We start from the raw sequence: 14,868 nt of genomic DNA on the forward strand, positions 1-14,868 counted from the left end.
TATTGGCCTGGCGATGATGTGCTGAGGCGGCAAACCGCCCGACCGCGCCTGCGATGTCAAGGCCGGCGCCTTCCGCAACCGCCTCGCGGGCGCTACAGACACGGGATGAGCCGCCGGAATGCAGGCGCCGAAGCGGCGCCCTACCTGATCACCGATACCGAGGCGCTGGTCGCCCTGTGCACCCGATTGCGCGCCGAGCGCTTCGTGACGGTGGACACGGAGTTCATGCGGGAGCGCACCTATTGGCCCGAGCTCTGCGTCGTGCAGCTCGCCGGCGACCATGAGGTGGCGGTGGTGGATGCCCTGGCGCCGGGCATCGACCTGACCAGCCTCGGCGAATTGCTGGCCGATGAGGCCGTGATGAAGGTGTTCCACGCCGCCCGGCAGGATGTGGAAATCTTCCTGCTGCGCTACGGCGCCGTCCCCACCCCCATCTTCGACACGCAGATCGCCGCCACCGTGGCCGGCTTCGGCGACCAGGTGAGCTATGACCAGCTCGCCCGCTCGCTCGCCAATGCGCAGATCGACAAGGCGCACCGCTTCAGCGACTGGGCCGCAAGGCCGCTTTCCCCGGCGCAGATCGCCTATGCCGCGGCGGATGTCACCCATCTGCGCCGCATCTACACCGCGCTGACCGGCAAGCTGGAGCGCGAGGGCCGCACCGCCTGGGTGGCGGAGGAGATGGCGGCGCTGGCCGAGCCCGCCACCTATCGCCAGGACCCCGAGACGGCTTGGGAGAAGCTGCGCCCACGCACCACCAACCGCCGCTTCCTAGGCCTGCTGCGCGCCGCCGCGGCGTGGCGGGAGCGGGAGGCGCAGCGGGTGAACATCCCGCGCGGCCGGCTGGTGAAGGACGAGACGCTGCTGGAGATCGCGGCCACCGCGCCCGAGAGCGTGGGCGACCTGTCCCGCGCCCGGGGCATTTCGGAGGGCTTCGCCAAGGGCAAGTCCGGCGCCTCCCTCCTCGCGGCGATCCAGGAAGCCAAGGCGCTGCCGGATTCGGCGCTGCCCGAGGCACCGAAGGAACGCGCCAGCGGGGCCAACCCCTCCCCGGCCCTGGTCGCGCTGCTGAAGGTGCTGCTGGCGGCGAAAAGCGAGGAGCACCAGGTGGCCCCCCGCCTGCTGGCCAATTCGGAGGAATTGGAACGCCTGGCAGCCGGGGAGACGGAGCTTTCCGCGCTGCAGGGCTGGCGGCGGGAGGTGTTCGGCAGCGCCGCGCTGGATCTGCGCGCCGGCCGCGTGGCGCTCGGCGTGGATGGCCGGAAGGTGCGGCTCATCCAGGCCTGAGATTTCTGCGCCTGATGCAACCGGATCGGGTCGGCCACGTTCTTGCGGCACCTGAACCCGGAGCTGCCACCATGCCGATCGACCGTCGTACCCTGAGCCGCCACGCCCTGCTGAGCCTGACAGGTGGCAGCCTGCTGTCCACCCTGCCGCTTCCCGCCCAGGCCGCGACGCGGGCCGAGATCCAGGCGGAGACCAATGCCGCGATGGCCCGGCTGCGCGCCCAGCCGAACACCGCGGCCCTGTTCGAACGCGCCGAGGCGGTGCTGATCTTTCCGCGCATCATCAGCGGCGGGCTGATCGTCGGCGGCCAGTATGGCGAGGGCATCCTGTACCGCGGCGCCGAGCGCCAGGGCTTCTACCGCATCGCCGGGGCCTCCTTCGGCCTGCAGGCGGGCGCGCAGGTGGCGGGGCTCGCCATGTTCTTCATGACGGATGAGGCACTGCGGGCGCTGCAGGCCGCGAATGGCTGGGAGATCGGCACCGGTCCTTCCGTTGTCGCGCTGGACCAGGGCGTGCAGGCGAATCTGAGCAGCACGACGCTGCGCGAGCCGGTCTATGCCATCAGCTTCAACCAGCAGGGCCTGATGGCGGCGCTGGCGATCAACGGCACCAAGATCACGCCCTTCAACCCGAGCTGATTCGACCAGGCTGGCGAACAAAATCATCCCAAGAATGGGATTCGGCCAGTAAATCCATTCTCATTCCTGTGGTCATGTTTATGTTCTTTTCGAATCAGAAAAGGAACACAACATGCCAGCAGGAATGAGGGCTCGCAGCGGTTGCATGAAGCTGGGGCTGGCGACGCTGGTGTGGCTGGCCTTCGCGCCGCCGCTGGCCGAGGCGCAGTCCGGCCTGACCTACATCCGGTGCAGTTCCACCGTGACGATGTCCCGCATCAACAACATCCGGGAGGGTCAGCGCTACGCCTCGACCTATGCGCTGAACAACGGCAACCGGTCCGTGCAGGAGTGGGCGCCCGCGACCAACCAGTGGCGCGGCTGGCAGGCACGTGAATTCTCCTCGAGCCGGGTGGTGGCAAGCTTTCCGAACGTGAACAACTGCGCCCAGGTCGCGACCTTCGACCGCAATTCGGGCGGCTATGTCCGCACCACCCAATGCCCGGGCGGCCCGACCCTGTCGCATTCCGGTACCTGCGAGCGCACCCAGGCCCCGGCGCCGTCCCGGCCACAGCAGCGTTTCTGAAGGACGGCGGCTGATCCCCGCCACTCAGACCTGCGCAACAGCGCGCAATCGCCGCGGAACATTCCCTCGCTAGCCTGCCTGACGGGCCATCGGCGGCCGCGAGGGAACGCATTCATGGAGATCAACCTGCGACGTCATGTGGCGGTCGGTGACGCGACGATCGGCACCATGACCATCGGCGACTTCACCTGCTACACGCTGGAAGACGTGATCCGGGACAAGAAGGTCTGGGGCAAGACCGCGATCCCGGCCGGGGTCTACCCTGTTCTGATGTGCGAAAGCCCGCGCTTCACGCAGAGCTACGAGAAGAAGGGCCTCGGCCGCATCGTGCCGCTGCTGGATGGCGTGCCGGAATTCACAGGCGTGCGCATCCATGTCGGCAACGTGGCGGAACACAGCCATGGCTGCATCCTGGTGGGGGATGACTGGGACCGGAAATCGGCCCGCATCACCGGCTCCGCCTCCGCCTTCAAGCGGATGATGAAGGCGCTGAATGCCACGCCGGGCAACCACCGCATCACCATCGTCAACGACATCGCGGAGGCGAAGGCCAAGTTCAGCCACCCGCCGGCGCCGCTGTTCATGATGATGCAGGGGCGGGGGTGTTTTCCGGCCTGAGGCCCCCTGCCCCCGTCGGGGGGATAGGGCGTCAGATCGCGGCGACCTCCACGCTCGGCGTCAGGCCCAGCGCATTGGCCAGCGCATCCAGCCGGCGCTGCACGCTTTCGCCCGCGAACACGCCGCTGCCCTCCACCAGCCGCAACTGCAGCTCCCCGCCCCGAACCCGCAGCGCGGTGCCGGCCAGCAGCACGGGGGTGCCGCCGGACAGGGTGAAAGCCAGGCGCAGCGCAGCGCCGAGGGTTTCCGCCCGCTTCACCGCCGCCGGGTCCAGCAGCATCCGCGCCGTGTCCAGGAAGGGGGCGGTGGCGTCGGCCTCGTAGCGAAGGGCGACCACCATCGCGAGGAAGGCGCGCTGGTGGTGGTCCAGCCCGACGCCGGGCTGGCGCAGCACGCGGAAGAAGGCCTGCTCGGCGCGGTAATCCGGGTGGTCGTGGCTGCCGATGTCTGCGATCCAGCAGCTCGCCTCGCGCAGCGCCGCCTGATCCGGCGCCTCCTCCTCGAACAGCGCGCCGGTCCAGGCGAACAGGGCCGGGGGCAGGTCCGGGTCGCGGCCCCAGCGCTGCGCCAGGTCGTGGCCAGCGGCCAGCATCGGGTCTTCCAGCCGCACCGCATCGGGCAGCAGGCGAGAATACCACCCCTCGCGCAGCCCATTGGCGGAGAACACCACGCGGCGCGCCCCGGTGGCGCGCAGCAGGCGGCGCAGCACCACGGCGGCGAAGGGCATGTCGCCCAGTCGCTTGGCCGGCGCGCCGGGCATGCTGGCCAGCATCTTGCGGTCCGCCTTGGCGACCACGCCGGCCAAGTCCCGCGCTTCCTCCCGCCGCAGCACGTAGTGGTGGACAATGGATAGCGGGTAGCCGGTCTGGGCGATGTGCATCCGCGCCAGCGCGCGCCAGGCACCGCCCACCAGGTACAGGTCCCGCCCCTCCCCGCGCTTCAGCCAGGGCACGCGGGCGAGGTCGGCTTCCACCAGCCCGCGCGCCTTGGCGATGTCGCCGCCGGCGCGGTCCGCCAGACGAATGGCACCGACCGGCAGGCTGGCGGCGGCGATGGCGCGGCCGCGGTCGAGGTCCACCACCTCCAGCGACCCGCCGCCGATATCGCCCAGGATGCCATCGGCACCCGGGAAGCCGAGCAGCACGCCATCGGCGGAGAGATTGGCTTCCTCCTCCCCGGTCAGGATGCGCACGGGCAGGTCCGGCAGGCGGTCGCGCAGCGCCTGGACGAATTGCGGGCCGTTGCCGGCATCCCGCGCCGCGGCGGTGGCCACCACCTCCACCGTCTCCGCCCCCATGGCGCGGGCGACGGCGGCATAGCGGCCCATCACGGTCAGCGCCGGGCCGATCGCGTCCTCGTTCAGCAGGCCGGTGTTCTGCAGGCCGCGGCCGAGGCCGAGCACCGCCTTCTCGTTGAAGATGGTCTGCGGGTTGCGCGACAGACCCTCGAACACCACCAGGCGGACCGAGTTGGAGCCGAGGTCCACCACCGCCAGGCGGGGTGGCGGGCCGTCGATAGCGTTACGGGGCATGTTGCTGTGCAGCGTCCGGACTGGGTGGGTGGTGCGTGGCGAAATCCGCGCCACCCGTCAACGCCTGCTGCGCGTGGTGGATCAATCCTGCAGCACGCGGTCCTGGCGCCGGCGGGCGGGGCCGGTCGGGCGCTGCAGGGCACTGCCGCGCCCGGACAGCGAAGGATTGGTCATGAAATACTCATGCGCCGAGACCGGCTTCGCCCCCGGCGCCATGCGGCGATAGGTGCCATCGGCCCGCAAATGCCAGGACTGCATCGTGTCCTGCAGGTTCACCGCCATCACCTGGTCCAGGATCTGGGTGTGCACGGTGGGGTTCTCGATCGGCACCATCGTCTCCACCCGCCAGTCCATGTTGCGCGCCATCAGGTCGGCGCTGCTGATGAAGACGCGGGCGCGGCGGGATGGCAGGCGGTGGCCGTTGCCGAAGACGTAGACGCGGCTGTGTTCCAGGAAGCGGCCGACGATGGATTTCACGCGGATATTCTCGGACAGGCCGGGCACGCCGGGGCGCAGGCAGCAGATGCCGCGCACCACGCATTCCACGCGCACGCCCGCCTGGCTGGCGCGGTACAACGCATCGATCACCTGTTCATCGACCAGGGAGTTCATCTTCAGCCAGATGCCGGCGGGCTTGCCTTCCTGCGCGAAGGCGATCTCGCGCTCGATCAGGCCGAGCAGGGCGGGGCGGATGGTCAGCGGGGCGAAGGCCAGGCCTTCCATGGTCTCGGGCCGGGCGTAGCCGGTCATGTAGTTGAACAGCTTCGCCGCATCGCGCGTCAGTGCCGGGTCTGCCGTGAAGAAGGACAGGTCGGTGTAGATGCGCGCCGTGATGGGGTGGTAGTTGCCGGTGCCGAAATGCGCGTAGCTGCGCAGGATCTCGCGCTCACGGCGCACCACCAGGGACACCTTGGCGTGGGTCTTCAGCTCGACGAAGCCGAAGACGACCTGCACGCCCGCGGCTTCCAGTTCCCGCGCCAGGGCGATGTTGCGTTCCTCGTCGAAGCGGGCCTTGATCTCGACGATGCCGGTGACGGATTTGCCGGCCTCCGCCGCCTCGATCAGCGCGCGGGCGATCGGGCTGTCGCGGGATGTGCGGTACAGCGTCTGCTTGATGGCCACCACGCTGGGGTCGCGCGCCGCCTGGCGCAGGAACTGCACCACCACGTCGAAGGATTCATAGGGGTGGTGGACGACGATGTCCTTCGCCGCGATGGCCGCGAAGCAGTCGCCACCGAAATCCAGGATGCGTTCGGGGAAGCGCGGCGTGTAGGGGGTGAACAGCAGATCGGGCCGGTCATCGACGATCAGCTGCTTGATGTCGGCGATGCCGAGCAGCCCATCCACCTTCACCACCCCGGCGCGGTCCGAATCCAGCTCCTCCGCCACCAGCTGCACCATGTCCGCCGCCATCCGGCTATCGACCGACAGCAGGATGGCATGGCCGCGGCGGCGGCGCTTCAGCGCGGTTTCGTAGGAGCGCACGAGATCCTCGGCCTCCTCCTCGAATTCCACGTCGGTGTCGCGGATCAGGCGGAACAGGCCGTGCTCGGCGGCGACGAAGCCGGGGAACAGGCGGCGCAGGAACAGGACGATCAGATCCTCCAGCATCAGGAAGCGGATCTTCTTCGATCCCGGCTCCTGCGGCAGGCGGATGAAGCGCTCGATCTGCGGCGGCAGCGGCAGCAGGGCGCGCATGGTGCCGCCATCTTCCTCCCGCACCAGCTTCAGCACCATGCACAGCGCCAGATTGGCGATGAAGGGGAAGGGGTGCGCCGGGTCCACCGCGAGCGGCGTCAGCACCGCGAAGACGCGGTCCATGAACCAGCCTTCGAGCCAGGCGCGATCCGCCTCCGTCAGCTCGGCCGGCGTGCAGACGGTAACGCCGGCGGCATCCAGCAGCCCGCGCAATTCGTGCCAGGCCTGCTGCTGGCCCTCGATCAGCGACTGCGTGGCGGCGTTCACCGCGGAAAGCTGCTGCGCCGGGGTCAGCCCATCCGGCGATGGCGTGGAGATGCCGGCGCGGTCCTGGCCGATCAGCCCGGCGACGCGGACGGAATAGAACTCATCGAGGTTGGAGGCGGAGATGGCGACGAAGCGCAGCCGCTCCAGCAGCGGGTGGCGCGGGTTGGCCGCTTCCTCCAGCACCCGCGTGTTGAAGGCGAGCCAGGACAATTCGCGGTTGATGAAGCGGGCCGGGCTGTCCGCCGCGATCACTGGCGGCCGCACCACGCCGATCGGCGCGCCGGGCTTGGGCGGCGTCACAGCCGGGGGAGTGGGGGTCGCAGTCGGGCCTGCGGGCGTGGGCATCGTGTCCATGCCGATGAGACTAGCCCAGCGGGTGGTCGTTCGGGGAGGCTGTTTGCGCCGACGTCTCGGAACGGTCATCCAACGCCAGAACCTGGCGTGCCAGTGGACGGGTGATCGGCGTGGCGCCGGCCAGGGAGGCCGCATCCAGCGCCGCCACCGCCCGCGCGATGGCCGCAGCATGGCGCGGCAGGCGGGACAGCAGGAAGGCCTGCACACCCGGCTCCACCCGCAATTGCCGGTCCGCCAGGTGCTTGGCCAGCAGGGCTGCCAGCAGCGGCTCAGACGGCGTCAGCACGCCCACCGCCTGGGTGGCGCGCAGCCGGCTGGCCAGGTCCGGCAGGATGGTGGCCCAGCGGGCCGGCGGCGCGCGGGCGGCCAGCAGCAGCGGCGCGCCGGTCTCCGCCGCGTGGTTGATCAGGTGGAAAAGGGCCTGCTCCGGCGCCGCATCGGCGCGGTCCAGCGCGGTGCCAGCCACATCCGCCAGCGCCGCATCCATGCTGAGGCCGGGCCCTTCCAGGCGCCGCCAGCCGCGCTCTGCTGCCACCGCATGCAGCATGTGGGACTTGCCCACGCCTTCCGGCCCATGCAGCGCCAGGCGGCCGAGCGGCCAGCGCTCCGGCGCCTCCAGCCAGGCCAGGGCCTCGGCGTTGCTGGCATCCGGGATCAGGTCCGAGGCGGCGGAGGATGCGGTCTCCGGCAGCGGCAGCGGCAATTGGCCGCTCACCCCGGTGGCGCCGTGATGACGCACTGGACGAACCCGGCGATGGCATCGACCACGCCGGGCGCCAGCGGGCGGTCCGCATCGGCATAGGCGGCGAGGTTTTCCGCCCGGTCGTCGGAGGCGACGGTCTTCAATACATGGTTCACGTCCGGCAGCAGCACCAGCCGCGCGTCCGGGTTGGCGGCGGCCAGCGCCTCGGCATCCGCGCGTGCCACCTGGATGTCGCGCAGCCCTTGCAGGACCAGCACGGGCAGCCGCGCGCCGGCCACCAGCCGGGCCGGGTCCAGCGCGAACAGGCTGGCCAGGAAGCCGGCGACCTGCGGCCGGAACAGCGGACGGAGTGGCGGGCTGATCGCCTCCGGCAGCCCCTGCCCGGCCTCCAGCCGCGCGATGATCGCCATGGCTTCCGCCCGCAGCGGGCCGTCCGGGAGGGCCGTGCCGAGTTGCTCGCGCAGCACCGTGCCGAGGGGACGTCCCGGCGTGGCGAGCAGCACCAGGCCGCAGATTTCGGGCACAGATTGCGCGGCGAGCAGCACCACCAGCCCGCCCTCGCTGTGCCCGGCCAGCCAGATGCAGCGCGCCGTGGCCTGCCGGCGCAGCGTGGCGACCCAGGCCGCGACATCGGCGGCGTAGTCCTGCATCGTCACCGCCTCCGCATCCGGCACGGCGGCGCGGCTGCCATGCATGCCGCGCTTGTCGATCCGCAGCGTGGCGATGCCCCGCTCCGCCAGCCCTTCGGCCAGCAGCCGATAGCTGGCGGGCCGCAGCCCGGCGATGCCGTTGCCGTCGCGGTCCGTGGGGCCGGAGCCGGGGACCAGCAGCAGCACCGGCGAACCGGGTGCCCCGGGGGTGAAGGCGCCCTCCAGCCTGCCCTGCGGGCCCGGCGCGTGCAGCAGCGCCCCGGCCGCCGCGGGGCCGGGCGCGGCCAGCAGCGCGCCGGCGCAGATCAGGGCAGCAGACAGCGGGGCGGGCGGCATGGCCTGGGCTTTAGCGCAAGCCGCCGCCGGCCGCATCAACCCATCCTTCACCCGCGCGCGCCACAGTGCCGCCGGGGCAACTCGCCCCTGCCGCAAGGATTGCCGCACAGCCCTGCAACCGCCTGCCCGCCAGGTGGCCTGCAACCGCCTGCACGGCAGGCGACAAGGACGCGGCATGTTCGACGGATTGATGAAGCCCGACAGCACCGGGCAGGGCACCATCCAGCGCGGCCTGGAAGCCGTGCGCCGCCACCTCGGGATGGAGGTGGCCTATGTCTCCCGCTTCGAGGATGGCCGGTCGGTGTTCCGGGAGGTCGATGCCCCGGGGCTGGAGGCGCTGATCAGGCCCGGTGATTCGCGTGGGCTGGACGAGGTCTATTGCCTGCATATCCTGGCCGGGCGCCTGCCGGAGCTGATCCCGGACACCGCCGCCTTCCCGCTGGCCACGGCCATGCCAATCACCCAGGCGGTGCCGATCGGCGCGCATGTCTCGGTGCCGATCCGCATGCCGGATGGCCGGCCCTACGGCATGTTCTGCTGCCTCAGCCCGCGCGCCAACCCAAGCCTCAACGACCGCGACCTGCAGGTGATGCGCGTCTTCGCCGAGATGGCCGGGCACGCGATCGCGCGCGAGGTGGCGGAGGCGGAGGCCAGCCGCAGCAGGATGGCGGAGCTGGAGACGGTGATGGAGGAAAGGCTGTTCACCTTCCGCTTCCAGCCCATCCTGACCCTCCAGCCGCTGCAGGTGGTGGGGTTCGAGGCGCTGTGCCGCTTCGGCCCGGAACCCTACCGCACGCCGGACCTCTGGTTCGCCGCGGCGCATGCGGCGGGCTGCGGGGTGGAGCTGGAGCTGGCGGTGCTGCAGCGGGCGGTGCAGGCGCTGCGCCGGCTGAAGGCGCCCGCTTTCCTGTCCCTCAACGCCGCGCCGGCCACGATCCTCAGCGGCCGGCTGCCGAAGCTGTTCGCCGGCCTGCCGACCGAACGCCTGGTGCTGGAGGTGACGGAACACAGCCAGGTGGAGGACTATGATGCGCTGCGCGCGGCATTGGCGCCGCTGCGCTCCGGCGGGGTGAAGCTCGCGATCGACGATGCCGGCGCGGGCTATTCGAGCCTGCAGCACATCCTGCAATTGCAGCCGGACATCATCAAGCTGGACATGGGCCTGGTGCGCGGCGTGGACCAGGACCCGGCGAAGCGCGCCTTGGCCGCGGCGCTGTGCTTCTTCGCCCGCGAGACCGGCTGCCAGATCGTCGCCGAAGGCATCGAGACCGAGGCGGAATTCGCCGCGCTGGAAGCGCTGGGTGTCAGCAGGGGCCAGGGCTACCTGCTCGGCCGGCCGGGCGATCTCGCCGCGGCGCAGGAGATGGTGGGCGCGGCGGCAGGATAGATCCCGATCTTGCCGCCAGGTTCAGCCCGCTGCGGCGCCAGGATCCGTCGCGCGGGCCGATGCCGGGCTGCCTCAGCCGCTGCCGGTCCTCGGCGGGTCCAGGTATAGCGGGCTTTCCAGGTAGCGCCGCAGCCAGTAGCGCGCGACCACGCCGATGGCCGCCGCCATCGGCACCGCCAGCAGTACGCCCAGGAAGCCGAAGGCGACGCCGCCGGCGAACAGCGCGAAGATCACCCAGACGGCGTGCAGCTCGACCCGGTCCCCCAGCAGGCGGGGATAGATCACATAGCCTTCCACCGTCTGCCCGACGACGAAGATGCCGACCACCAGAAGCACCTCGTTCCAGGTGCCGAACTGCGCCACGGCCAGCACGATGGCGGTGACGAAGCCGGTCAACGATCCGACATAGGGGATGAAGGACAGCAGCCCCGCCATCAGCCCCACGGTCAGCCCCAGCTCCAGCCCCACGGCGGACAGGGCGGCGGCATAATAGGCGGCCAGGATGGCGCAGCACAGCAACTGGCCGCGCAGCCAGGCGGACAGCACCCGGTCCGTGTCGCGGGCCAGCTGGCGCAACGTCTGGGCGGATTTGCGCGGCAGCCAGCTTTCGATCCGCGCCATCATCCGCTGCCAGTCGCGCAGCAGGTAGAAGCCGACGATCGGCGTCACCACCAGCAGGGCAAACACATTGAACAGCGCCACGCCGCCGCCGATCAGCCGCGCCACGGCGGTGCCGAGGAAGGTGATGATCTGTCCCGCCTGGCCGATCACCAGGTCCCGCAGCTGGGTGTCCACCACCTCCGGTCCGAAGGCGTTCTGCGCGGCTTCCAACGCCTGGCGCACCGCCTCGCCGATGCCGGCGACATAGGCCGGGGTGCGGACCACCAGCACGCCGATCTGCGCCACCAGCAGCGGGTACAGCAGCAGCAGCGCCAGCAGCGCCAGCGCGGTCAGCCCCAGCACCAGCAGGAAGGCGGCAACTGCCCGCGGCACGCCCAGGCGCGCCAGCTTCGTGGTCGGCGGGTCGAGGAAATAGGCGATGCAGCCGGCCAGGACGAAGGGCGTCAGGATGGCCGAGAACAGCCACATGGCGAACAGCAGGACCACCAGCCCGCCGATCACCATGGCCCAGCGTTCCGCCCGGGTGGCGTGGCGGCCGGGCTGCACCGGCGGCGGCAGTGGCGCCGGGCCGGGCCGCGGCTTCGGCAGATCCCCCACCGGCATCTTCACCGCTGGCGGCAGGGCCGGGGCTGGCAGGCTGGGTTGCAGGTCCGGCGGGTTGCGGCTCATGCGCGGGAACGGGCCGCCTGCACCACATAGGCGGCGCCCGAGGCGAAGGTGGTGGCCGCCACCAGCAGGATCGCGGCATCCAGCACCGCACGGGTTCCCAGGCCGTAGCCGGCCATCAGCAGGGCGAAGGCCGCGAGGCCGATCTGGAGCAGCGTGTTCAGCTTGGAGATCCACAGCGGTTTGATCAGCGGCGGCTGCCCCAGCATATACAGCACGATCACGCCGCCGACGATCAGCAGATCCCGGAACACAACGAGCATCGCCAGCCAATCCGGCAGCACGCCAAGCACCGCCAGCGTGACATAGACGGAAACCAGCAGCGCCTTGTCCGCCACCGGATCCATCATGGCGCCGAGCGCGGAGCGGCTGTTGCAGACTCGCGCCAGCCAGCCATCCAGCCCATCGGACGCGCCGGCCGCGACGAAGACCCAGAAGGCCAGGTCAAGCCGGTTGTGCAGCATCAGCCAGATGGCGGCGGGCACCGCGCAGAGCCGGGCGAAGGTGATGACATTGGGCAGCGTGAAGGGCCCGCCATCGACTTCGGGACGCACCGCCACGGGACCCGGCGCCTCCGGTCGGGGCGATTCGGGAAGGGAGGCTCCGGGACGGGGCGCGTCAGCGGAACCCGGCAAGGCTGAGGCGCCATCCCTCGCTGCCTGGCCCGGCACCGCCGGGGGGGGTGGCCGCGCCGTAGCGAGGGTCGTAGCGCTCCGGCATGGAGGGTGCCAGCGCCAGGCCGACCGAGGCCAGCGCCAGCGCCGCCTCCGGCGCCTGGCTGCGCAGGCCGAGGCGCAGCCGCGCCTGGTCGCCGGCCACCGAGACCACCTGCACCCGCGCCACCGGCGGCGCCGTTTCCAGGCGACGGGTGATCTCCACCCATTCGGCGAAGCTGCGGTAGCTGGCCAGCGCCTCCACCGTCGTCACCGCCGGGCCGCTCGCCATCGGCGGCGAGGGGCTGGCGGATTGGGTGCCATCCGTGGCGGCCGGCGCCGCATCCGGGCTGGCGGGCAGCCGGCCACCGGCGGCGGCGACGCGCTGCGGGTTGAAGTTCACGGTGATACGGGCGGTGTAGGTGCGCGCCGTGATCCGTTCCGATTCGATCACCAGCGATCGCACCATGGACTCGATCTGCTGGGTCGAGGCGCTGGCGCTCAGCCCCAGGCTGGCGGCCATCCGCTCATAGGCCAGGCGCTGGCCGGAATTCAGCGCCTGCTCGCGCGCCAGCACCGCGGTTTCGGCCGTTGCCTCGGCCGGCACGCCACGCTGCACCAGCGGGTCCTCCTGCGCCACGGCGGGCGCCAGGGCCACGCCGCACAGCAGCAGGAGAAGGAGACCCAGCACGCGGATTGCGGAGGCCACGCTCGCGTGGTTGTTTCCGCCCCGCCGGGACCGCCGCAGGCTGACCGGCAAGCTTGTGACCGGCATCTCGCCATCCTTTTCCGTTCTCAGCCGCATACCCGATCGGGGGCCGCCATGACCAGCCTGACCTACCGTGACGCGGGGGTGGATATCGAAGCCGGCGACGCGCTGGTGGAGGTTATCAAGCCCCTCGCCCGCAGCACCGACAGGGCTGGAACGATGGGCGGCCTCGGCGGTTTCGGCGCCCTGTTCGATCTGAAGGCGGCCGGGTTCCGCGACCCGGTGCTGGTCTCCTCGACCGATGGGGTGGGCACCAAGCTGAAGCTGGCGATCGATTCCGGCATCCATGGCTTCGTCGGCCAGGACCTGGTGGCGATGTGCGTCAACGACCTGGTGGTGCAGGGCGCGGAGCCGCTGTTCTTCCTGGACTATTTCGCCACCGGCAAGCTGGAGGTGGCGCAGGCCGCCGCCGTGGTGGGTGGCATTGCCGAAGGCTGCCGCATCGCCGGCTGCGCCCTGGTGGGTGGCGAGACGGCGGAGATGCCGGGCCTGTACAAGGGCGGCGACTATGACCTCGCCGGCTTCACGGTGGGCGCCGCGGAACGCGATGCGCTGCTGCCCCGGCCGGATGTGGGTCCGGGCGACGTGCTGCTCGGCCTGGCCAGTTCCGGCGTACATTCGAACGGCTTCTCCCTGGTGCGGCGGATCCTGGAAGGCACCAACCTGACCATGGAAGCCCCCGCGCCCTTCGCGAGCGGCCAGAGCGTGGCGGAAGCGCTGCTGGTGCCGACGCGGATCTACGTGAAGCCGGTGCTGGCGCTGCACAAGGCCGGCCTGCTGAAGGCCGCCGCCCACATCACCGGCGGGGGTCTGCCGGGCAACCTGCCGCGCGTGCTGCCCGCCGGGGTGGTCGCGGCACTCGATGCCCGCGCCTGGTCGCTGCCGCCGGTGTTCGGCTGGCTCGCCGCCCAGGGCAATGTGGCGCCGGAGGAGATGCTGCGGGTGTTCAACTGCGGCCTCGGCATGGTGCTGGTGGTGGGCGAGGCCGAGGCGGACGCCGCCAAGGCGCAGCTTGAGGCGGCCGGGGAGACCGTGTTCCGCATCGGCCTGCTGGAAGCGGGCGAAGGCGCCGCTGCCGTCCGCATCGACAATCTGGGCGCCGGCTGGCCCGGCTAGCGGCGCGCGCCTTCTCCTGCCCGCTGCCGCCCTCTCCCGCTCTTGCGGGGGGTTGCGGCACTGCCGCGACGCCAAGGGCTGGTTGGGGTGGGGGGTCGTCTCGACATGCGCCACTCGATGCCGTCAGGGAAAATCATGCGCGTTGCCATCCTGATCTCCGGCCGCGGTAGCAACATGGCCGCGCTGCTGCGCGCCGCCGCGGTGCCGGGCTATCCGGCGGCCATCGCCCTGGTGCTGTCGAACCGTGCCGATGCCGCGGGTCTGGCGGTGGCGCAGGCCGCCGGCGTGCCCACCGCGGTGGTGGAAAGCCGCCCCTTCAAGGCGGATCGCGACGGCTTCGAAAGGGCGATGGAGGCGGAATTCGCCCGGCACGGGATTGAACTGGTGGCGCTCGCCGGCTTCATGCGGGTGCTGACGGAAGGCTTCGTCGCGCGCTGGCACGACCGGATGGTCAATATCCACCCGTCCCTGCTGCCCAGCTTCAAGGGGCTGGACACCCACGCCCGGGCGCTGGCCGCCGGGGTGAAGCTGCATGGCTGCACGGTGCACCTGGTGCGGCCCGGCGTGGATGAGGGGCCGATCCTGGCCCAGGCCGCCGTGCCGGTGCTGCCGGGCGATGACGAGGCGGCGCTGGCGGCGCGGGTGCTGGAGCAGGAACACGCGCTGTATCCGGCGGCGCTGGCCTGGCTGGCGGCCGGCCAGGTGCGGCTGCAGGGGGATGTGGCGGTGGTGACGGCGCCCGGCGCAACAGGCGCGCTGGCAAACCCCTTGCCGGCCCCCGCGCCGCTACCTACAACCGCCGCCTGACGCGGATCCGGATGAGGGTGGTCATGGCCGAACAGGCGCCGACTTATGAGATGGTCGAAGTGAAGGCCGAGGACATCATGGCCGAACGCCGGGGCCTGTATGACGGCTTCCTGCGCGCCAGCACCTGGAGCATCGGCGCCACTGTGGCCGTGCTGGTGCTGATGGCGATCTTCCTGGTCTGAAAGCCGGGGGGGGGCGGTCG

15 protein-coding genes are annotated in these 14,868 nt (G+C 71.1%); 8 read left to right on the top strand and 7 right to left on the bottom strand.

All coding sequences use genetic code 11. From position 1 onward, the window contains the following. Positions 1 to 105 precede the first annotated feature (105 nt). The 4 genes from rnd to HB662_RS18960 all read left to right on the top strand — a co-directional run bounded on the left by rnd (position 106) and on the right by HB662_RS18960 (position 3,108). Positions 106 to 1,287: a ribonuclease D gene (rnd, locus tag HB662_RS18945; RefSeq protein WP_168051547.1), complete on the top strand. Its 1,182-nt coding sequence runs from the start codon at positions 106 to 108 to the stop codon at positions 1,285 to 1,287. Positions 1,288 to 1,358: 71 nt separating this feature from the next. Continuing rightward, positions 1,359 to 1,925 carry a lipid-binding SYLF domain-containing protein gene (locus HB662_RS18950; RefSeq protein WP_168051549.1) on the top strand — a complete coding sequence of 189 codons (567 nt, stop codon included), beginning with the start codon at positions 1,359 to 1,361 and terminating at the stop codon, positions 1,923 to 1,925. 145 nt (positions 1,926 to 2,070) lie between these two features. Further along, a complete protein-coding gene (locus tag HB662_RS18955) occupies positions 2,071 to 2,490 on the top strand; it encodes a hypothetical protein (RefSeq protein ID WP_168051551.1) in 420 nt (139 codons plus the stop codon). A gap of 114 nt (positions 2,491 to 2,604) precedes the next feature. Then, positions 2,605 to 3,108 carry a DUF5675 family protein gene (locus HB662_RS18960; protein WP_168051552.1) on the top strand — a complete coding sequence of 168 codons (504 nt, stop codon included), beginning with the start codon at positions 2,605 to 2,607 and terminating at the stop codon, positions 3,106 to 3,108. Positions 3,109 to 3,139: 31 nt separating this feature from the next. Here the strand turns inward: HB662_RS18960 and HB662_RS18965 are convergent, their stop codons facing one another. From HB662_RS18965 to HB662_RS18980, 4 genes are all read right to left on the bottom strand, one after another. Next, a complete protein-coding gene (locus tag HB662_RS18965; protein WP_168051554.1) occupies positions 3,140 to 4,639 on the bottom strand; it encodes a Ppx/GppA family phosphatase in 1,500 nt (499 codons plus the stop codon). A gap of 81 nt (positions 4,640 to 4,720) precedes the next feature. Then, positions 4,721 to 6,958 carry an RNA degradosome polyphosphate kinase gene (locus tag HB662_RS18970; protein WP_168051555.1) on the bottom strand — a complete coding sequence of 746 codons (2,238 nt, stop codon included), beginning with the start codon at positions 6,956 to 6,958 and terminating at the stop codon, positions 4,721 to 4,723. Between the two features lie 10 nt (positions 6,959 to 6,968). Next, positions 6,969 to 7,673: an HdaA/DnaA family protein gene (locus HB662_RS18975; RefSeq protein ID WP_209443358.1), complete on the bottom strand. Its 705-nt coding sequence runs from the start codon at positions 7,671 to 7,673 to the stop codon at positions 6,969 to 6,971. Continuing rightward, positions 7,670 to 8,647: an alpha/beta hydrolase gene (locus HB662_RS18980; RefSeq protein WP_168051557.1), complete on the bottom strand. Its 978-nt coding sequence runs from the start codon at positions 8,645 to 8,647 to the stop codon at positions 7,670 to 7,672. Before HB662_RS18980 ends, HB662_RS18975 begins: the two co-directional genes overlap by 4 nt. Positions 8,648 to 8,822: 175 nt before the next feature. Between HB662_RS18980 and HB662_RS18985 the strand changes: the two genes are divergently transcribed. Further along, positions 8,823 to 10,034: a sensor domain-containing phosphodiesterase gene (locus HB662_RS18985; RefSeq protein ID WP_168051559.1), complete on the top strand. Its 1,212-nt coding sequence runs from the start codon at positions 8,823 to 8,825 to the stop codon at positions 10,032 to 10,034. Between the two features lie 72 nt (positions 10,035 to 10,106). Here HB662_RS18985 and HB662_RS18990 read toward each other — a convergent pair whose 3' ends face one another. The 3 genes from HB662_RS18990 to HB662_RS19000 are packed head-to-tail and all read right to left on the bottom strand — an operon-like array spanning position 10,107 to position 12,749. Next, on the bottom strand, positions 10,107 to 11,324 hold the full coding sequence (locus HB662_RS18990) for an AI-2E family transporter (protein WP_245185726.1): 1,218 nt from the start codon (positions 11,322 to 11,324) through the stop codon (positions 10,107 to 10,109). Then, the gene (locus HB662_RS18995; protein WP_342449541.1) at positions 11,321 to 11,881 is read right to left on the bottom strand and encodes a CDP-alcohol phosphatidyltransferase family protein; all 561 of its coding nucleotides are present in this window, start codon (positions 11,879 to 11,881) and stop codon (positions 11,321 to 11,323) included. The genes HB662_RS18990 and HB662_RS18995 overlap by 4 nt, the downstream gene beginning before the upstream one ends. A gap of 58 nt (positions 11,882 to 11,939) precedes the next feature. Continuing rightward, positions 11,940 to 12,749 (bottom strand): hypothetical protein, encoded by an 810-nt coding sequence (locus HB662_RS19000; RefSeq protein ID WP_168051561.1) that lies wholly within the window; start codon positions 12,747 to 12,749, stop codon positions 11,940 to 11,942. Positions 12,750 to 12,797: 48 nt separating this feature from the next. On the opposite strand from HB662_RS19000, the gene purM reads away from it, so the two are divergent. The 3 genes from purM (at position 12,798) to HB662_RS19015 (ending at position 14,848) form a co-directional block, all read left to right on the top strand. After that, positions 12,798 to 13,859: a phosphoribosylformylglycinamidine cyclo-ligase gene (purM, locus tag HB662_RS19005; RefSeq protein WP_168051563.1), complete on the top strand. Its 1,062-nt coding sequence runs from the start codon at positions 12,798 to 12,800 to the stop codon at positions 13,857 to 13,859. Between the two features lie 135 nt (positions 13,860 to 13,994). After that, the gene (gene purN / locus HB662_RS19010) at positions 13,995 to 14,666 is read left to right on the top strand and encodes a phosphoribosylglycinamide formyltransferase (protein WP_245185727.1); all 672 of its coding nucleotides are present in this window, start codon (positions 13,995 to 13,997) and stop codon (positions 14,664 to 14,666) included. A gap of 23 nt (positions 14,667 to 14,689) precedes the next feature. Beyond that, a complete protein-coding gene (locus tag HB662_RS19015) occupies positions 14,690 to 14,848 on the top strand; it encodes an aa3-type cytochrome c oxidase subunit IV (protein WP_168051567.1) in 159 nt (52 codons plus the stop codon). Positions 14,849 to 14,868 lie beyond the last annotated feature (20 nt).

Origin of the sequence: Falsiroseomonas frigidaquae (assembly GCF_012163145.1) — a bacterium.
Classification (GTDB): domain Bacteria; phylum Pseudomonadota; class Alphaproteobacteria; order Acetobacterales; family Acetobacteraceae; genus Falsiroseomonas; species Falsiroseomonas frigidaquae.